16 protein-coding genes are annotated in these 17,650 nt (G+C 67.1%); 10 read left to right on the forward strand and 6 right to left on the reverse strand.

The window, feature by feature from the left end:
• Positions 1-746: 746 nt before the first annotated feature.
• The 4 genes from ACT3TZ_RS10850 to ACT3TZ_RS10865 all read right to left on the reverse strand — a co-directional run bounded on the left by ACT3TZ_RS10850 (position 747) and on the right by ACT3TZ_RS10865 (position 4,406).
• Entirely contained in the window at positions 747-1,706 is a 960-nt protein-coding gene (locus ACT3TZ_RS10850) for a restriction endonuclease (RefSeq protein WP_444583437.1), read from the reverse strand.
• The gene (locus ACT3TZ_RS10855; RefSeq protein ID WP_444583438.1) at positions 1,684-2,697 is read right to left on the reverse strand and encodes a ParB/RepB/Spo0J family partition protein; all 1,014 of its coding nucleotides are present in this window, start codon (positions 2,695-2,697) and stop codon (positions 1,684-1,686) included. The genes ACT3TZ_RS10850 and ACT3TZ_RS10855 overlap by 23 nt, the downstream gene beginning before the upstream one ends.
• Positions 2,681-3,850, reverse strand: coding sequence for a DNA adenine methylase (locus tag ACT3TZ_RS10860; protein ID WP_444583439.1), 1,170 nt, complete (start codon positions 3,848-3,850; stop codon positions 2,681-2,683). The genes ACT3TZ_RS10855 and ACT3TZ_RS10860 overlap by 17 nt, the downstream gene beginning before the upstream one ends.
• Positions 3,851-4,043: 193 nt before the next feature.
• On the reverse strand, positions 4,044-4,406 hold the full coding sequence (locus ACT3TZ_RS10865; RefSeq protein ID WP_444583440.1) for a hypothetical protein: 363 nt from the start codon (positions 4,404-4,406) through the stop codon (positions 4,044-4,046).
• A 208-nt stretch (positions 4,407-4,614) separates the two neighbouring features.
• On the opposite strand from ACT3TZ_RS10865, the gene ACT3TZ_RS10870 reads away from it, so the two are divergent.
• Positions 4,615-5,619, forward strand: coding sequence for a DNA-processing protein DprA (locus ACT3TZ_RS10870; protein ID WP_444583441.1), 1,005 nt, complete (start codon positions 4,615-4,617; stop codon positions 5,617-5,619).
• A gap of 8 nt (positions 5,620-5,627) precedes the next feature.
• On the opposite strand, the gene mobF is transcribed toward ACT3TZ_RS10870, so the two are convergent.
• Positions 5,628-9,188 carry a MobF family relaxase gene (mobF, locus tag ACT3TZ_RS10875; protein WP_444583442.1) on the reverse strand — a complete coding sequence of 1,187 codons (3,561 nt, stop codon included), beginning with the start codon at positions 9,186-9,188 and terminating at the stop codon, positions 5,628-5,630.
• A 385-nt stretch (positions 9,189-9,573) separates the two neighbouring features.
• Between mobF and ACT3TZ_RS10880 the strand changes: the two genes are divergently transcribed.
• Genes ACT3TZ_RS10880 through ACT3TZ_RS10890 form a run of 3 tightly spaced genes read left to right on the forward strand, consistent with a single transcriptional unit; the run spans position 9,574 to position 11,099 of the window.
• On the forward strand, positions 9,574-9,981 hold the full coding sequence (locus tag ACT3TZ_RS10880; protein WP_444583443.1) for a hypothetical protein: 408 nt from the start codon (positions 9,574-9,576) through the stop codon (positions 9,979-9,981).
• A gap of 26 nt (positions 9,982-10,007) precedes the next feature.
• The gene (locus ACT3TZ_RS10885; protein ID WP_444583444.1) at positions 10,008-10,661 is read left to right on the forward strand and encodes an NADPH-dependent F420 reductase; all 654 of its coding nucleotides are present in this window, start codon (positions 10,008-10,010) and stop codon (positions 10,659-10,661) included.
• A 24-nt stretch (positions 10,662-10,685) separates the two neighbouring features.
• Positions 10,686-11,099, forward strand: coding sequence for a GlcG/HbpS family heme-binding protein (locus tag ACT3TZ_RS10890; protein WP_444583445.1), 414 nt, complete (start codon positions 10,686-10,688; stop codon positions 11,097-11,099).
• A gap of 61 nt (positions 11,100-11,160) precedes the next feature.
• Here the strand turns inward: ACT3TZ_RS10890 and ACT3TZ_RS10895 are convergent, their stop codons facing one another.
• Positions 11,161-11,568, reverse strand: a complete 408-nt coding sequence (locus ACT3TZ_RS10895) for a MarR family winged helix-turn-helix transcriptional regulator (RefSeq protein ID WP_444583446.1) — start codon at positions 11,566-11,568, stop codon at positions 11,161-11,163.
• Between the two features lie 102 nt (positions 11,569-11,670).
• Here ACT3TZ_RS10895 and ACT3TZ_RS10900 point away from each other — a divergent pair, with 102 nt between their 5' ends.
• From ACT3TZ_RS10900 to ACT3TZ_RS10925, 6 genes are all read left to right on the forward strand, one after another.
• Entirely contained in the window at positions 11,671-13,095 is a 1,425-nt protein-coding gene (locus tag ACT3TZ_RS10900) for an MFS transporter (RefSeq protein ID WP_444583447.1), read from the forward strand.
• 128 nt (positions 13,096-13,223) lie between these two features.
• Positions 13,224-14,090, forward strand: coding sequence for a helix-turn-helix transcriptional regulator (locus ACT3TZ_RS10905; protein WP_444583448.1), 867 nt, complete (start codon positions 13,224-13,226; stop codon positions 14,088-14,090).
• Positions 14,091-14,318: 228 nt separating this feature from the next.
• Complete coding sequence (locus ACT3TZ_RS10910) at positions 14,319-15,413, forward strand: ArdC-like ssDNA-binding domain-containing protein (RefSeq protein WP_444583449.1); 1,095 nt, start codon at positions 14,319-14,321, stop codon at positions 15,411-15,413.
• Positions 15,413-16,330: a bifunctional DNA primase/polymerase gene (locus ACT3TZ_RS10915; protein WP_444583450.1), complete on the forward strand. Its 918-nt coding sequence runs from the start codon at positions 15,413-15,415 to the stop codon at positions 16,328-16,330. The genes ACT3TZ_RS10910 and ACT3TZ_RS10915 overlap by 1 nt, the downstream gene beginning before the upstream one ends.
• Positions 16,330-17,184, forward strand: coding sequence for a DUF2637 domain-containing protein (locus ACT3TZ_RS10920; RefSeq protein WP_444583451.1), 855 nt, complete (start codon positions 16,330-16,332; stop codon positions 17,182-17,184). Before ACT3TZ_RS10915 ends, ACT3TZ_RS10920 begins: the two co-directional genes overlap by 1 nt.
• The gene (locus ACT3TZ_RS10925; protein WP_444583452.1) at positions 17,181-17,573 is read left to right on the forward strand and encodes a hypothetical protein; all 393 of its coding nucleotides are present in this window, start codon (positions 17,181-17,183) and stop codon (positions 17,571-17,573) included. The genes ACT3TZ_RS10920 and ACT3TZ_RS10925 overlap by 4 nt, the downstream gene beginning before the upstream one ends.
• Positions 17,574-17,650: the final 77 nt, after the last annotated feature.

Consider the following 17,650-nt stretch of genomic DNA (forward strand, 5'->3'; position numbering starts at 1 on the left):
CCTAGTGATTCGTCCTGGTCCCAAGAAGCAGTGATGCAGGCGCCACAATCCGACGAGGCGAAGGTGTCGAATGCGTCCCTCTTGCGGCGAACGATGGCGTCTTGGACGGCGCGCGGTCAGGTCGCGCAGTGGGCACAGGAGACCGCCGCTCTCGACCGGTCGCCTCGTCTCGAGGGGAGCAGATGCCGACATCGGTGCAGCGCAGCACGACAGAAGGCCGCGACCTCCTCCATGGAGGGGATCGCGGCTCAGGGCACTTGTGGAGGTAGCGCGACAGTGCTCGAACCTTGCCCCGGCCCTGCGGTTGGCGGTCTCATCGCATGAGGCTGTCCGTAGTCGACGCCAGCCAGCAGTCACTCAGGGGTTCGCGGAGCGGCGGCCTGTCCCGGTGCCACGATTGACGGCGGAGATGCTAGACGAGGCGGAGCACAAGTATGGCAGCGGCGAGACGTTGCGCCAGGTCGCGAAAGATCTGGGCGTGAGCAGGCGGCGTCTCACGGATCGACTGAGCGAGCGTGGGGTCGTGATCCGTCGCAAGTCTCCGTCGCCTGAACAGGTGCTTGAGATGGCCCGCCACTATGAGCAGGGCGAGTCGCTGGCCCGGGTGGGTGCCCGGCTCGGGTTCAATGGCGGAACGGTGCGTACACATCTGATCCAAGCGGGAATCCCGCTGAGAGATGCGCACGGCCGCATTCGGTAAGCAGGAGGACGCTCTTCAAGAGAGTCAGCTTCGCGCGTTTCTCGCTCTACCGCAGCAGCGCCTGGCGCACGAGTCTCTCGAACTCACCGTCCACATCGTCGGCCGCGAGCAGGATTTCCAGTTGTGCTCGGTCAATCATCACTACGCACAGATCCTGCGTCGAAAAACGTAGCTCCTGCATCCGAGCATCATCAGTGAAACCCGCCAGCGACACGAGAACCGCGATTCGTGAGGTACCGCGCTTTGTTTGAAGCTTAGTGATCAGAGTCGAAACCATCGGCTGCGATGCCTTGTCAGACCTATTCTTCGCCTCAACAAGAATAAAGGGAACCCCCGACTTCTGCCACACGCGTGTACTGAAGTTATCAATCTGAAGTACGAGATCAATCTCTTCAGTCTCAGTTCGGTAGTTGCGTTCGACGACCTTCAGGTCCCGTATCTGTGCAAAGGTGAATGCGAGAAGCGCTTCGAGTCGTCGCCCTTTTTCTTGCGACGTACCGTCACTGATTCGCGACCATACTGTTTTCGCGACGCTCCGCCGGAGGTCAGGTGAGACCGGCACTTCGACGTCGGCCAACACAACTAGCACGGACCTGGGGTCGAGCTGTCTCGACTCAACGTAGTCATCGAGGACGATCACGTCGGCATCCACGCTCACGAGAAGCTCAACAATGTCCGACTTGAACAACGAGGGGAGGTTCAGTGCCAATGTTGGCCGGATCCCACGCTCGGCCGCGAGTTTGAGACGTTCGCGAACGTATCTTGGGAGTTCCTCTTGTAGAAAGACATAGAGGAGCCGTGCCCCATCATCCGACACAGCGCTCGGCTTCCAGCGCTTAGCGCCGAGATCGAGTTCAGTATCTGCAGCCCAGTCGCGACCCGAGGTGCTCGCGAAGATGCGTGCGGCGGCTTCCTCTACGTCGGCGACACCTACAGGTCTGCCTCGGGATGGTTCTTCGACGATCTCTTCCACGAGTTCGCCCTCAATTGCCGTTGTTGTGCTCATCCGCACTGATCAACGCTGAGACCTGCTGAATGAGATCGCGTCCAAGACGAACCACCTCGTCATGGTCCGGGGTATTTGCCGTTTTAGTCAGGAGACGGGCAAACACGGCAACCATGGTGGAGGTTCGGCGTCCCAGCTTATCGACCTCGACCATCATCTGGACGGTCTCTTCGTAGGCGTCATCGATCGTGGCTTCGGGCTTCTCGATGAGCTCGCGGATTGAATTATCGAGCGTTGAGTTGCCCGTTCCGTTGCTCTCGGCGTCTTGCGCGGCGAATTTGATGATCGGGGAGACCTTGCGCAAGCTCACGGTATCGGTGATTACCTGGTCGAGCCGCTTCTGCACAAACGCGCCACTGACTCGATCTTCGCCGTACTCGTCCAGAATGGCTGGTCGGTTGTTGCGCAGAGCGTCGATGACGTTCTTCTTAAGTTCCCAGAAGAAGTTGAGCGGGATCGTCTCGTCCCGAATGTACGTCTGCCATTGCTCGGGAAGCGTGACGACGTAGCGGAGTTGTCTTACTCGCTCGATGGATAGTCCCGTGAGATCACGCATCTCACTGTCATTGGGTTCCTGGCCATTGGACTCTTTGATTTCGTCGGACAGTCGCTGGAGGGCTTTTGCCGTCGGGATGTCGCGCCAGGGTTCTCTAATGAGGTGGATGTTGAACATCTGCTGCAGAACTTCACGCTCACTACGCTCTTTGGTGATCAGCGCAGGGATCTTGCTGTGGCCCAAGTCCCGGGCACACCTGAATCGACGCTCGCCATCGACGAGCACAAACTTGTCGCCTTTCGGGTACACAACAATGGGAACGAGGACGCCTTCAAGGTCAATCGAGTCAGTGAGGCGATCGAGCTCGTCTTGCGGGAAGTCGAGGCGGGGGTTCTGCTCATTGGGGACCACGTCCGAGACATTCAGCTCGCGGAGCTCAGCGGTGACGTTCTGCGAGGCTGGCTTTTGCACCTCTGTTTCAGACGAGACAGACATAGAGATTCTCCGTTGCCGATTTCTTGGATGCCCCGGTAGAGGCCCCCATGGTTGAGTGATTTGCGTTGTAGGACAGCGTTCGGACGTTGCCGAAGTACTGACGGGCAATCTCTGAGACGCTTTCCCCGGCGTCGCCGAGGAGGCCGCCCGATGGGTAGCTGATTACCAGCGGGACGCGCATCCGCGCCACGTTGCGGCATAGATCATGGAACGATGCGACAACAGCAGACTTCAATGAGAATCCGGTGGTGAACCGATCTGATCGGTTCCGACCGGCGCCGCTTGAGTCTGGGAAGTCGTATCGATACAACGTCTCGTACATGTGGTAATACCGACTGTACTGATCCTTCGTATATGGCGGATCCGCATACACCGTGCCGATGTCTCGTAGCTCCCCGGCACTCACGAGGTCAAGGGCATCACCGACGTACACGGAATTGTCCTGTCGCCACGCCTCGGAACCAACCTGCGACACAGTGTCAAGCGCTACTGAAAATTCCTCCCAGATCGACCTGTTCCAGGTTCGCACAATTCGCGAGTGCGCAGAGCTCGAGTTTGGACGCAGGAACTGCGCAGTGTGACCGGGAGCGTTCACCAACACCGATGTCGCCGCAATCCAAGCACCGAGCATCCAATCTCGCTCGTCAATATGAGGGTCTGCGTCAATGGCGGCACGTAAGGCGTCTACCTGAATCGCTTGCCCGAGGCTGAGGTATCCGGCAGAGAAATACAAGCTCGCCAATGAGTAGTGATCGGAGCCACTGGACTGCGCCGCGACCCGCGCCGCGCGACGCCGTGCGCTGGAGTTTCCGACGTGCTGCGCCTTGCCCATGTAGTCGAGGAGATCTGCCCGAGACCCATCCAGAGCTGCAGCTTCCCGCTTCAACTCTGCCTTATGCTCGCGTTCGAGTTCTCGGGTTCTGGTCTCAAACACATCCCGCAGGCGCTCGACCACCTCCGCCGGACTTGTATCACGATCGGCCCCCTTGAAACGCGCACGTGACAGGGCGGCCGTGAAGCTCATGGCGTCGTTCGTGACGACCGACGCGGCCTCCTGCAGGCTTTCCGCTACGCTGCCCATGCCCGAGAAGAGGTCAACTACTCGGCCAACCGGCCCGAGATCAGCGATTGCGTCGCGTACATGGTCGGCCATGTGGCGCTTCGTACCCATGTATCGCACTACCACAGACGCACTCCTCCTAGTTAGACCTCCACGCTCATCTTATGTGCCACCGCCGACACGACCCCCGGGGCGCGCCGTGCACGCCGCGCCGTGAGGCCACTGTCACTGGTCCTCGCTCAGATGACGACTTGAGACCGCCGTCACCGGCACCCGCGCGACGGACTCATCCTGCTGGCCTGCGGGCAGAGTGTGCGGCGATCCTTGCTGACGGCCTCCGGGCCCGGGCGAGAAGGATGAGGCTGACGGGCCCGAGCCAGAGCATCTTGAGCGTGTTCCATCCGCACAGCAGGACGACCAGGTGGAGCCAGCCCGGGCCGCCCTGCTCGATGTGGTCGGTCAGGAGCTTGACGGCTGCGATGTAGGGGGCGGCGAGCAGCATCGCGGGAACGCCCCATTTGAGTCCGCGGCGGGTGTAGACGGCATCGCGGATGCGGTTCGTCGGGAAGAGCCGGCGGGCCGGTTCCAGGTTCTGTGCGGTGTTCTCGCTCTGGTGCCAGCGGCGTCGGACGCGGTCGCTGAGGAACATCGGTGGGCCTCCATTCAACACGGTTCGAATGATCGAGAAGCGGTGTGTTGGTGGTGGCCCCGGAAGGGGCGATCCCGAAGGACTCTACGGATGGAATGCCTGCGCTTCACCTCCTAGTTTACGCGCGGGTCGGGAGAAAAGGGAAGGTCTCGTCGTGGTGCCGGGTGCACCTGCGCTGGTAGTGCCTGGTGAGTGGAAGGACCCGGTCATGGTTGCTCTGACTGCCTATGCCTCTGATGAGCGGACGGCCCGCGTGATGCTCTCGATGATGATCGAGCCCGCCGACCGCACCGTTGGTCGTCTGCTGCGCCGCGAAGGCGCCGTCGAGACCCTCCGGCTCCTCGACGCGGGCGGGGCGATGCCCGGCGTCCGGGCTGAGGAAGCGTCGATCCTGCACCACACCGCGGCGCAGTTCGTCTCACGGGGCCGCCTCGGCGGTGATCTGGCGGGGCTGCTGGACGGGTCGTATGCGCCGCTGATCCCTGGCGATACGCATTGGCCGGTCTCGGTGGACGCGCTGGGCGATCGTGCGCCGTACGTGCTGTGGGCGAAGGGGGCGACCTCGTTCCTCGCAAGCGGGCGGGAGGATCGGGTGACGGTCACCGGGTCTCGGGCATCGACGAGTTACGGCGATCACGTGGCCGGCGAGCTCGCCGGCGATGCGTCGCACGCGGAGCAGATCGTGGTCTCTGGCGGCGCGTACGGTATCGACGGCGCCGCCCACCGCGCAGTGCTGGGTAGTGGTGGGCAGACGATCGCGGTGATGGCCGGCGGGCCGGATCGGCTCTACCCGGCGGGGCATCGCGACATGCTCGAACGGGTGGGCGATGTGGGGTTGCTGGTGAGTGAGATGCCGCCCGGGTCGGCGCCGACCCGGCACCGGTTCCTCGCCCGCGGCCGGCTCCTGGCGGCACTGTCCTCGGCGACGGTGATCGTAGAAGCCGGGGCACGCTCCGGCTCCCTGCACGTCGCCCGCGAAGCGCATGCTCTCGGTCGTGGGGTTGGGGCGGTGCCCGGCCCGGTCACGTCCGCGGCGAGCACCGGCACGCATCTGCTCCTGAACGAGGGCACCGCTACCCTCGTCACCGGCCACCACGACCTCGCCACCCTCACCAGCGGCCGACGACGCCAGGCCCCGGCACGAACCACGGGCCTGAGCGCCGCGCGCGATCTCAATGCCGTCGATCAGAACCGGCCCGGCCGCTCCTTCTGATCCGCGGGTCAGAAGGAGCGGTCCTGCCGGGCTTCCATGGTGAGGTCCGGCTGCTCGGTGGGGGTGTGGCGGCTGAGCTGCTGCGCCCGGGTGAGCGCTGCGGTGGCGCGGGCGGCGTCAAGCTTCTGCGCATCCGATCCCGCATCGGGTCCGAGCGGGGTGTCGTCGGTGATCTGGTACCGGTCGCGATAGGCGGCCACGACCCGCCCGGCCTGTCGCCACCGCTGCGCCGCACGTGCGTCCGCGGGCTTGGTTCCGAGCGCGGCCGTCCAGGGTTCTCGCTCGTTCAGGTCGCGGTCGAGGACCGCGGATGCGCGGTGTTCGATCAGCTCTTCGCGTTCGGTGAGGGCGTGGTGCATCTCGGGGTCGGTCACGCCGGAGGCATACGGGATGAGCCCGGCGATCAGCCGCGGTGACCGGCGGGTGCGCCCGGAGCCGGCGGGGCGGGCGGTGGCACGGGCGAGGCGGTGATGCAGGACCGAGGCGATGTCGTCGGCATCGGTAAAGCCTCGCGCCGCCACGAGCCGCGGGAACAGGGCGTCGAGGTCGTGATGGTTGGCCTCGGCGCGGCGCAGCTCCGCGGACAGGGCACCGTAGGCGTCGGAGCCGAGCACGAGATCGACCTGTTCTTCGGTGAGGCCGGAGGTTTCGAGGAGGGTGGCCCAGCGGTCGCGCTGGCCGGCTTGGGCGATGGTCTCGTACTCCGCCGTCAGCTGGGCGATGGACCCCCAGCGTTCGTGTTCGGCGGTGATGGTCTCGTGCGCGGACAGTTCGGCACCGACGTGCTGGAGCACCCCGTACAACACGGATCGGGCGGTGGCGTCGGGGTTGTCGGAGGGGTGCGGGGCGACGTGCGCGTCGTCGGTGGTGTCGGTGGCGACGTAGGCGTAGTTCCCGTGCCGGCCGCGGGTCATCGCGACGTAGAAGTTCTCCCGCGTCGTCGTCGCCGTCACGACCGTGTGCGCGGTATCGACCGTGACGCCCTGGGCGCGGTGCCCGGTGATCGCATATCCGAGTTCGACATGCTCAGCGACATACGCGGCGGGCAGCACCATCGACCCGCCGAACCGGCGCCCGTCGGGACGGACAGTGATCGACCCGTCCTCGCCCACCGTGGTGATCGCCCACCGGTCGCCGTTGCGCACCCAGGTCCGCCCGTTCTTCGACCGCAAGCGCCGGTCGTTCTCCCGCGTGATGACCCGATCCCCCTTGGACGCCTGGGTGCCGTCGTGCAGGGTGACTTCGCGGCCGGGGGTGATGGTGCCGTCGAGGATGAGGTCGGCGCGGGCACGCTCGTTGAGCTGGGTCACCGTCTCCCGCGTCTCGGCGACCAGGACCGAGGCCCGACCCTTCTGGGTGTCGTGGCGCCAGGCGGCGTAGGCGGCATCGACCATCGCCTCCTGCTCCCCGCCGCGGACCCGGCCGTGCTGGATGAGGGTGTCGATCGCGCTCGTGCGGCCGTGGCGCAGGTTCAGGGAGTTCGTCTTCTCCCACCGGTGGGAGAACCGGTGCACGTCGGTCAGCTCCGGGGCATCGTCCCGGTCGTGCACGAGCATCCCGAACGCCCCGCCCGCGTCCACGGACTGCAACTGCGACAAGTCGCCCACCAGCAGGATTTTCGCACCGGCCTGCTCAGCGACGCCGGTGATGCGGTCGAGGGAGCCGGTGCCGGCCAGCGATGCCTCGTCGAGGATCACGAGCTGGCCCTTCGCGAACGTTTGGCCTTGGAAGAGGTGCAGCTGCCACCAGCGGGCCGTGTTGTCCGTCGCGATGCCCAGCTCCTCGCCGAGCACCTGCGCGGCCGTCTCCGACGGCGCCAGTCCAATCACCGACCCGTGCCCGTGCTGCTTCTCCCACGCCCGCTTCAAGGCGCTCATCGCCGTGGTCTTGCCCGCGCCCGCCGGGCCGACCAAGACGTCCACGACCCGGCCGGAGACCGCGACCCGCGTAAGCGCCTCAGCCTGATCCGGCCCGAGCCGGCGCCCCTCCATATCGGGTCGGCCGGTGATCTTCTCGATCGTGGCGAGTTCGACCGTCGGACCGCTCATGGCGTGGGAGCGGTCGAGGAGGCGGTCTTCGGCGGCCAGCAGCTCCTCGGTCGAGTACAGGATCGCTCCGGTGTGGCGGAAGCGGCTCGACCCGTCCGGGCGGCGGAACAACAACGGGCTCGACGCCAGCTCCGGCGGCGTCAGCCTGAGCGAGGCCTGCTCGGCGGCATCGGTGACCATCCCCGTGATCGCCTCCCGATCCTCCGCGGTCGCGAACCGGACGCCCATGAGCTGCCGGGACGCCTCGGCGTGCAGGTTCCAGCGCCGCCACGTCGACCGCTTCTCACCCACCACCTCGACCACGGAACGGCCGAGGTCGGCGATCGTGTCCAGCGGCACGTCATCGGCCCGCAACAGGGCCGTTCTCTCCGGCGCGCTGGTGAGGGTGCGCGCCCAGCCGGTCGCGTCCTCTCCCAGCACCGTCCCGGCACGGTCCCGCCAGTCGGCGGTGAGGTCCGCGAGCGAATGCACCTGCTTCGCCGGCCGGGTCGCGAGCGTCGCCTGCGCCCGGAGCTTCAAGACCGTCTTCGAGGACGGCTGGCGGCCGTGCCTGTGCACGTAGGCGTCGATCAGGCGGATCTTCTCCTCCTCGATCTGGCGGGTACGAGAGGAGAACTCCGTCACCAGCTCCTCCGGCACCGGTGCGAGCTCCCACGCCGGGTTCCGATCCCGACCCCGCTCCCGCGCTTCCCACGCGATGCCGAACGTGCCCGTGATCCGGTCGGCCAACGTCGCGTTGTACAACTCAGACAGGGCAACGATCGAGGCGTGCACGGGCCGCCCGGCGAGAGTGCGCCATTTCTGATCCTGCACGGTCAGGACCTTGTTGCTCACGACGACGTGCGTATGCAACTGGGGGTCGGAACTGCGGGAGTCGTAGTGGTCGAACGCGGTCGCCAAGACGCCGCCGACATCGGCGTGCGCGACCGCGCCCTCCGGCCCGGCCGCACCGACGCGGGTCGTCGCAACCTCCTGTTCGAGAAACGCAACCACCTCCGCAACCGCCTGATGATGCGCGTCCGCGATCAGCGATTGCGTGCCCGCGTCCGCAACCCCCCACAACGCCGACAGCGACTTCGGCACCGAGAACGTCAGGTCGTAGCCGGCGACCGCACGCCTCGTGCCGCGCTCTGCTTCCTCCTCCTCGATCGCCTCGACCTGCTCCGCGTGGGAGACCGGCCCGAGCTCCGGGTCAAGGCCGGCGACGCGCTTCTCGACGCGCTCCTGCACGCTCGCGTACTGCCGGTACGCCTCGCCCAGCGGGGCTCCTGTGATCGGGTCGCGGCCCATCCCGACCAGCAGTTGCAGCTGCGCCTCGGAGACCTGCCCGCCAGCAGCGAGCTCGCCGTCGCCGAGGAACGGCAGGCCCGACCCCATCCAGAAACCCGGAGGAGTTCCCTCCTCCGTGTAGTACCTCGTCAACGGCGTCGACAGATCCCGGTTCCCGTCGCCAGCCGCGACGGTACGCAGCAGATATTCGTAGCCGTCCCCGGCCGACATCACGCGCATCGAGACCGTCATACCGACGAGGTGAGCCGTCGGCATCGCGCATCGGCGACGGGCTCGAAACCCACGGTGTCAACTTAGGTTGACGCGGCGGGCCTCTCTTGAAAGACGTGTGGCGACCTATGGAGCGGCGAGATCGAAGAGCGCGGAGGCTGACGGCGAGGGGCGCTGTCGCGGGTTTCTGGGATCTGGAGCGGCCGCTGTTCTGAGGCCGGTTCGCTCGTGGGCACTGGTCGGCATCTGGTGCACCTGGCAGGTGTTCAGCCCGGCGAGTCGAGGTCCGTGATGCGGTCTCGACATCCGGGGTTTCGCGGCGAACTTCACGCCGAAGATTATCGGCCGCTACGGGCAGAAAGCCCTCGTCGTCACCGCGCTCGTGTTCCAAGGCGTTGGCACGCTCGTGATCGCCGTCGCGGGCTCGCACGGTGCCTCCTGGGTGATCGTGCTGGTCGGGATCGTAATCGGGGCGCTCGGGCACATCGGCACGATCGTCGGCTACACCGTCACCGCGACCTCTGGCCTGCCCGACAGTGAGCAAGGGCTCGCGACCGGGCTGACCACGACCAGCCAGCAGGTAGGCCTCGCGCTCGGCACCCCGCTGATCGCCTCCGTCCTCGCCGCAACCCTCGCCGGCAACGGCATCGCCGCGACCGGCGCCTCGGCGCTGGCCACCGGGCTTGCTGTCGCTATCGCCGTCAACGGCGTGCTCGTCCTGGCCGCCGCGATCACGGTCGCGGTCTTCCTCCCTGGACGCCACCAGTCCACCGGCCCCGCACAGGAGACCGAGCCTGCCGACACTCATGCATAACCCCGCCTACGAAAGGAACTGTGACTATGACTGATCTGGGAATCATCGGAGCCGGACACATCGGCACCGCCGTCGCCCGCGTCGCCACCGCAGCCGGGTACACCGTCACCCTCGGCAGCCGCCGGGGACCTGACGGCCTGCGCGCACTGGCCGACGAGCTCGGTGCGGCCCCCGGCACCCCGGAGGACGCGGCGAGAGAGGGCGAGCTGGTGCTGGTCGCGGTGCCGTTCAGCGCCATCGCCGATCTGCCCCGCGACGCGCTGGCCCGCAAGATCCTCATCGATGCGACGAACTACGTGCCCTGGCGCGACGGCACCATCGACGCGCTGGAACGCGACCGCGTCGCGAGCTCTGCCTACGTGCAGGACTTGTACTCGGATAGCCGGGTCGTCAAGGCGTTCAACCACATCGTCTGGTCAGACATCCCTAAAGACGCCAGACCCGCAGGAGCACCGGATCGCCGCGGGATCGCGATCGCCGGCGACCACGTCGAGAGCACCGCGACTGTCGAGGCCCTGGTCGACCGACTCGGCTTCGACCCGGTGAACATCGGGCCGCTCGATCAGAGCTGGCGCATTCAGATCGGCAGCCCCGGCTGGATCACCAACTACAGCGCCGACGAGCTCGCAGCGAAGATCCGCGAAGCCGACACCTGGCACTCCCACCCCATCAACTACTGACCCGGCCCCGAAGGAGACCCCACGATGGACGACCTCACCTTGGACCACGCCCAAGAGCTCATCGACGCTGCCCTGGCATCGGCTACCGAGCACGGCTGGCTCATCAGCGCCGCGGTCATCGACCGGCACGGCAACCTCGTCGCGTTCGCGAGACAGGACGGCAGCACCCTCGCCAGTGGGCTGTCCGCGCAGGCGAAGGCCTGGACCGCCGCCGCGATCGGCGCCTCGACCAGCGACCTCCAACCACTTACTGCACCGGGCCCGCCGATCCACGGACTTCCGCACGCCGCTGGCCCGAACCGCCCCATCACACCCGTTCCGGGAGGCATCCCGATCCGCGCCGCCGACGGAACGCTTCTGGGCGGGATCGGGATCGGTGGGGCACCTGCGCCGGGCGACGATCATCTGGTCGCTGACAGTGCAGTGCGCTCAGCGTAGGCCGGGAGCACACCTGAGGGCCGATGCCGCCCCGCCGACGGTACGCAACGTGACGGTGGACCTAGGACGTCGCTTTCCGGAGCAGATCGAGAAGGGCGTGCTGTTCCTCCCCAGAGAGGGAGTCGATGGGCGCCTCCTGCGAGAGCGCATCGAGCACATTGGCTCGGCAGGTCTCGCCAGAGCTGGTGAGGGCGAGTATCTTCGCCCGGCGATCGCTGGGATGCGGGTGACGTTCAACGAGGCCCTGCTTCTCCATGCGGTCGATCACGTAGCCGGCATTCGAGGCCTCGCAACTCATTCGCTCGGCAAGCTCGGTGAGCTTCATCGGATCGGAGAGCTCGCGCAGGGCGATCGCCTGCGGCGCGGTGATCCCCAGCGTGTCCGCCACTCGACGGATGTGGGAGTCGAGCCGCTGGTTCAACCGCGCCACGAGGCCACACAGCTCAACGCCGCCTTCCGATGCACTCATGCACACCAGGCTACCTCAACTCTTCCGAGTTGTGATAGTTCTAGTTCGGAGCATATGCTTCTAACTCGGAACTTATCAACTCGTACTACTCGGAGGATGCCCATGACCACCCCACAACAGCGCAGTGCCACCGGAGCGCTGCTGTTGACCGCGTTGGCGACGGCGCAGCTACTGATCGGCCTGGACTACAACATCGTCTTCGTCGCCCTGCCCGAGATCGCCGGCCTCGGTTTCTCACCCGAGACTCTGCAATGGGTGATCTCCGCCTACGCGATCGCGTTCGGCGGGTTCCTACTACTGTGCGGCAGGTTGACCGATGCGATCGGCAGGCGGCGCATGTTCTTCACGGGTCTGGCGCTGTTCGCGGCCGGCTCGGTGCTGGGTACGTTCGCCGTCTCCGAGTGGATGCTCATCCTCGGTCGTGGTGTGCAGGGTCTCGGCGGTGCTGCCCTCGCACCCTCGACGCTAGCGCTGCTCAGTGTCGGGTTCGCCGAGGGTGCCGCCCGCAACAAGGCGCTCGGTATCTGGGGTGCAGCCGGCTCGGCTGGCATGGTGCTCGGTTCGATCCTCGGCGGTGTCCTCACCGACATGTTCGGATGGCGGTCGGTGTTCGCCATCAACATCCCCTTGGTCGCAGTCGTGCTCACGCTGGCGCTGCGGGCGGTGCCCGTCGATGAGACCCGCCCCTCGGTGCGCAGACTCGATATTCCCGGAGCGATCCTGACCACCGCCGCAGCGATTTTGATCGTGATGGGCTTCACCTTCGCTGCAGAGAACGGTTGGGCTGCACCCGCCACGCTCATCGCCCTCGTCGCCGGGATTGTCGCCGCGATCGTGCTGCTGATTGTCGAGGGTCGCACCCGCGATCCGCTGCTGGATATCCGCCGCTTCACTAACCGGCACCTGGCGACCGGCACCGGCTCCACGTTCCTGTTCATGGCCGGGTTCGGTGCCACCGCGTACTTCCTCACTCTCTACTTCCAGCAGACCCGCGGCCTGAGCCCTCTCATCACCGGTCTTGCCTTCGTCATCCCTTGCGTCAGTGTGCTGATCGGTACCAACGTCGGTGGGCGGCTCGCCACCCGCGCCGGGCTCCGTACCGCGATGGTGTCGGGGCAAGTCGTCGGGCTGATCGGCGTCGCCGCGTTCGCGCTCCTCGTCAACGATTCGACGAGCTGGATCACCGTGTTCGTACTCGCGGCCCTCTTCAGTCTCGGGCAGGGCGTGGTTTTTACCACCATGTTCGCCACCGCGACCACCGGCACCCCCGAGGCCGAGCAGGGAACAGCCAGCGGAATGGCCACCGCTGGCCAGCAGCTCGGCGGCGCTATCGGCCTGGCGGTGCTCATCAACCTCACGTCAGCCATCGATGGCTTCACGCTCACCACGGCCATGACCGGGATCTCGGTCATCATCGCCGTCGGCTTGGTCGTGGCGCTACTCATCCCGGCCAAGAAGCGACCGGACTCCGATACGGCCGGCTCTGAGTTCATCGGTTCGGCACACGCACCCAGCGATCGAGGTTAGTGGACAGACCAGAGGAAGCTCAGCAGGAGTGTCCGGCAGTTCCGGAGGCTGCCGGGCACTCCTGTCGTGCATGTGGGTACATCCCTCTGGTCGCTCGGACGCGGTCGATCCATCGGGCCGTCGGGCCGATGGTCTACGACTGCTTGAAGGTTGCGTTCATCCGGTCAGGATCAGCGATCGTATTCAGCGAGTTCGGGCATCAACCGGTCAGCGTGGGCGATGCGATCCTGCTCGGCCCGAACGTACTGTTCAGCACCGAGCCCGAGGAACACGTCACCCTCACTGCGATCTACGTCGATACCGATTACGCCTTGGATCAGTTCTTCTGGCAGCATTCTACGGTCCTGCACGATCGACTCGACGCGCAAGGATTCGCTGAGAAGGTCTACTCCGAGCCAGCCCAGATACTGCGGCTAGGCCAGGACAGGTCGGGCATGGTGACGCCGTGGCTGGACGAGATGGTCGCGCTGAGCATCGAGGGATGCTTCCCCGAGCGGTTCAACCGGTTGCAGGCCCTCTGGTTCGCTATCATCGACATCCTTGCCCCCTACATCCGCATCTCATCCGTGCGGCTGACGCCGTTACAGCGGGCACGCTCCCGCCCGGTATTGCCCCGTAGTAGGCGGTTTGCGCCGGTGCGCCGTGAAGCTCTGCTGGCCCGCGAAGCCCTGCACGAGGACGCTGCCCATCCGTGGACGCTGCGAGAGCTGGCTTCGACCGTGCGGCTGTCTCCGCAGCAATTGACTCGGGTGTTCGCGGAGGCGTTCGGGAAGACCCCGATCGCCTACCTCACCATGCTTCGGGTGCAGGAGATGGCCCGGCTGCTGCGCGAGACCAACCTTCCTGTCGCGGCTGCGGGCAGGCGCGTGGGCTGGTCAAGCCGTTCACGGGCTACGGAAGCGTTCACCGAGCACATCGGGCTCAGTCCGAGCCGCTACCGCGCCATGCGCCCTGTCTGCACGGATCATCGTGGCAGAAGCGCTCAGGTCCGGTAAATGCTCACTCGGTCCGGGGTACGACCGGACTTCGATGTCATCGCCCCAACTCGTTCGTCAGCGCTGGTAGTCCAGTGGTTCCACGTCAGGTGCCGCCCGCGTTCCTGACGGCCAACCTACCGACCTCATTGTTCGCTGACCGTCTGACTCGCCGGATGCTCCTGGCTCACCTCGCTGGTGCAGGGCCAGCCGCCACCTCGCGGCTGGTCTGCCGGAAGGAGGCCGACGATGGCGACGAGGGAGGAAGCCCGCCAGCAGCGGGAAGCACGGCTCGACGAGCTGCACGAGAAGCTCACGTCTGCGGTCGAGCAGTTGGTCACGGGCGAGGACTGGGCCGAAGCGCTCACGTTCGCGGCGAAGTTCCGCTCGCGGAGCTTCAACAATGTGCTGTTGATCTGGCAGCAGCACCAGGCCGCGTTCGAGCAAGGCCGGGTGCCCGACCCGTTCCCCACGCTCGTCGCCGGCTATAAGCAGTGGCAGCAGCTCGGCCGCCAAGTCGAGAAAGGCCAGGCCGGGTACCAGATCCTCGCCCCCGTGACGGGGAAGTTCGCGTCAGCGACCCCGGCCGATCCGATGTCATGGCGACGCCTGAACCGGGGTGAGAAGCCCAAGCCCGGTGAGACGGTGCGCTCTCGGATGGTGGGTGCGAAGCCCGCCTACGTGTGGGATGTCTCCCAAACCGGCGGCGACCCGATCCCGGAGCGCCCCGCACCGAAGCTCCTCCAGGGCGAGGCCCCCACCGGGTTGCGCGAGGGCCTGGCCGAGCGCGTCACGGCGGAGGGGTTTGAGCTGTTGTGGGTGCCGCATGAGGGCATGATCGACGGCGCCAACGGCGTCACGAACTACGAGACCCGCCAGGTCGTCGTCCGCACGAACATGGACGACGCCGCCCAGGTGAAGACCCTTGCGCACGAGCTCGGCCACGTCCTGATGCACGGCCCCGATCAGGAGGACGCCCGTCAGCATCGCGGGATCGGTGAGGTCGAAGCCGAATCGGTGGCGTTGATGATCGGCGCTGCCCACGGAATGGACACCAGCGAGTACACGATCCCGTACGTCGCGGGATGGGCAGCGAATGTGAACGGCAAGGAGCCGGTCGAGGTGGTGCAGGCTGCCGGTGAGCGTATCCGCAAGACCGCACTCGATCTGCTCGACCGTCTCGATACGACTCAGGTGCCCGACGGTATCCCGCCGGGCCTGGACCGTGCTCCGGAGCGTCGCCAGCCCGACCGCGAGCAGCACCGCACTGCGCCCTCGACCGTTCAGGTTGCGGAGGCGGAGTCGGAGCTGACCGTGCTGGAGCCGGGGGGTCGGGGGTTGTGATGGCTGCCCGTTCCGCGCTGATCGATGTGCTCGCCTCGCTCGGCGAGGAGGCGCCGTTGCCGGTGGCGGCGCGGTCTCTGGCTGCGGCGGGGGTGCCGGTGTTCCCGATCGCGCCGGGCGGGAAGAGCCCGCTGATCCGGCAGGGGCGCGGCTTCCACGACGCGACCACCGACCCGCACCAGGTCGAGGCGTGGTGGCGGCAGACGCCGGGAGCGAACATCGCCGTCCCGACGGGGCGTGTCTCGGGGGTGTCGGTGGTGGACATCGACGTGCACGGCGTGGACGGGTTCGCCGCGTTCCGCCAGGCCCGCCGCGCCGGACTGGTGGCCGGGTGGGAGGCGATGGTGCGCTCACCGACCGGCGGCCTGCACGCCTACTATCCCGCCGCCGAGACCGAGCAACCCTCGTGGCAGGCCGGCAACGCGGGTGTCGATTTCCGGGGCGATCGCGGCTACATCGTGATCCCGCCCTCGCACCGTGTGGTCGACGGCCAGACCCGCCCGTACCGGCTCGCGTCGCTCAGTCCGGCCCCGACGCGTCCGGTCGACGCGCAGGGCTTGCGGGACTTCCTCGCCCCGCCACCGCCGCCCCGTCCTTCGCGGCCGGTCTCTAAGCGGGTGGGGACACGGGATGCGCGGCGGTTGGCGTCGTGGCTGGGCCGGCAGGACACGGACCGGAATATGAAGCTGTTCTGGGTCTCCTGCCGCCTCGCCGAAGGGGGCCTGCCGGTGGCGGATGCGGTCGATGAGCTGGTGCAGGTCGCCCAGCCGGACTTCGGGGAGCGGGAGATCACTCGCACCGTGCACTCGGCGTATCGCACTATCGCCTCCGGCCCCGCCCGGATCAGCAGCGAGCAGAACGCCACCGACCGGGTCTCGGAGTTGCCGGCGCCGGCTTCTGCGGGCAGGGGGTTGTGATGCGGGTGATCGAGTCGCGGGGGTGGGCGGTCGTCACGGCGGCGTCGGGCACCGTCGCGATCGGAGCGGGCGCGTTCTGGCTGAGCTTCACGGCGCTGGCTGATCTGGCGGTGCGCTCGGGCATCGGCCACGGGCAGGCGTGGATCTGGCCGCTGCTGGTGGATGGGCTGATCGTGGTCGCCACCGTCGCGGTGGTCGCCCTCGACCGGCACCGGGCGGCCTGGTATCCGTGGACGCTGCTGATCGCCGGCGCTCTGGTCTCGGTCACCGCGAACGCCGCCCACGCCCTGGTCACGGCGGAGGCGACGGTGCCCGGTGTGCTCGCTGCGACCGTCGCCGCCGTGCCACCCCTCGTGCTGCTCGCCAGCACGCATCTGACGGTCGTCCTGATCCGCTCCGCCCACACCAACGCCCCAGTACCCGAGCCGTCGCCAGTCGAGCCGCCGCGAGCCGAGACCCCGCAAGCCGAAACCTCGCGGCCTGAGCTCCCGCCGGCGGTCAGCGACCCGGAGCCAGCACTCTCCGAGCCAGTCCGCGACGCAGCCCCGCTTGAGAACCCGAGTCTCGTGGAGGATGCCGACCCGTTCGCGCCGGTCGAGCCCGCGACCGTTGCGCCCGAGCCGGCGACCGTCGAACTCGTTGCGGGTGGTGAGGGGCGGCGTGGGGTGGCGGCGCGGTTGCGGGCGGAGGGCTTGTCGAACAAGCAGATCGCCGCCCGGATGGACGTGCATCCCTCGACCGTGGGCCGATGGCTGCCCCGCCCACCCGAGCCCGGCTCACCAGAGCCGTCTGAGTCGTCCGGCCCGCAGGGGGCCGGCATCCCACCTGATCTGAGCGAGGAGGAACCATCATGAACGCCGATCAGCATCCCCACCCATCCCACCAACCTCCGCCCGAGGCGACTGTCGAGCCGCGGGAGGGGCCGGACCCGTCGGCGAGTATGGCGCCCGAGGCGATCCAGGCCGCCGACGTCGACCGCAACCCCCAAACGGGAGACGCACTGGACCTGGATCGGCCGGCTCGTGGGGTGGATTGGGTGCGGGCATCCGATCTCGTCTCCCGTGGCAGCGGGTATCTCTCCCGGCGCGGGATCGATCTCCAGGCCGACCTGTTCGGTCGCGCCCGCTCGGGCATCGCCACCGGAGCCCGGCACGTCGCCGCCGGCGTGAAGCGGCTGTCCCCGTTGTCGGCGTTCGGGCGTGAGGAGCCCGCGCTCGAGGCGCGGGGCCTGGGACGGGAATGAGGGTGACCGATCATGCTGACGACCCAACCCAAGACCCGTAGCCTGCCGGCTGTCCGTGGGGACTGTGGTGCACCTGC

It is taken from the genome of Brachybacterium sp. AOP25-B2-12 (assembly GCF_052378625.1).
Lineage (GTDB): Bacteria > Actinomycetota > Actinomycetes > Actinomycetales > Dermabacteraceae > Brachybacterium.

Excerpts from the sequence above, each read along its gene's own strand:
- ACT3TZ_RS10910 (WP_444583449.1), top strand. The coding sequence starts at position 14,319 with ATGGCGACGAGGGAGGAAGCCCGCCAGCAGCGGGAAGCACGGCTCGAC.
- ACT3TZ_RS10900 (WP_444583447.1), top strand. The coding sequence starts at position 11,671 with ATGACCACCCCACAACAGCGCAGTGCCACCGGAGCGCTGCTGTTGACC.
- ACT3TZ_RS10850 (WP_444583437.1), bottom strand. The coding sequence starts at position 1,706 with ATGAGCACAACAACGGCAATTGAGGGCGAACTCGTGGAAGAGATCGTC.
- ACT3TZ_RS10925 (WP_444583452.1), top strand. The coding sequence starts at position 17,181 with ATGAACGCCGATCAGCATCCCCACCCATCCCACCAACCTCCGCCCGAG.
- ACT3TZ_RS10890 (WP_444583445.1), top strand. The coding sequence starts at position 10,686 with ATGGACGACCTCACCTTGGACCACGCCCAAGAGCTCATCGACGCTGCC.
- ACT3TZ_RS10915 (WP_444583450.1), top strand. The coding sequence starts at position 15,413 with ATGGCTGCCCGTTCCGCGCTGATCGATGTGCTCGCCTCGCTCGGCGAG.
- ACT3TZ_RS10885 (WP_444583444.1), top strand. The coding sequence starts at position 10,008 with ATGACTGATCTGGGAATCATCGGAGCCGGACACATCGGCACCGCCGTC.
- ACT3TZ_RS10860 (WP_444583439.1), bottom strand. The coding sequence starts at position 3,850 with ATGGCCGACCATGTACGCGACGCAATCGCTGATCTCGGGCCGGTTGGC.
- mobF (WP_444583442.1), bottom strand. The coding sequence starts at position 9,188 with ATGACGGTCTCGATGCGCGTGATGTCGGCCGGGGACGGCTACGAATAT.
- ACT3TZ_RS10865 (WP_444583440.1), bottom strand. The coding sequence starts at position 4,406 with ATGTTCCTCAGCGACCGCGTCCGACGCCGCTGGCACCAGAGCGAGAAC.
- ACT3TZ_RS10895 (WP_444583446.1), bottom strand. The coding sequence starts at position 11,568 with ATGAGTGCATCGGAAGGCGGCGTTGAGCTGTGTGGCCTCGTGGCGCGG.
- ACT3TZ_RS10855 (WP_444583438.1), bottom strand. The coding sequence starts at position 2,697 with ATGTCTGTCTCGTCTGAAACAGAGGTGCAAAAGCCAGCCTCGCAGAAC.
- ACT3TZ_RS10905 (WP_444583448.1), top strand. The coding sequence starts at position 13,224 with ATGGTCTACGACTGCTTGAAGGTTGCGTTCATCCGGTCAGGATCAGCG.
- ACT3TZ_RS10870 (WP_444583441.1), top strand. The coding sequence starts at position 4,615 with ATGGTTGCTCTGACTGCCTATGCCTCTGATGAGCGGACGGCCCGCGTG.
- ACT3TZ_RS10920 (WP_444583451.1), top strand. The coding sequence starts at position 16,330 with ATGCGGGTGATCGAGTCGCGGGGGTGGGCGGTCGTCACGGCGGCGTCG.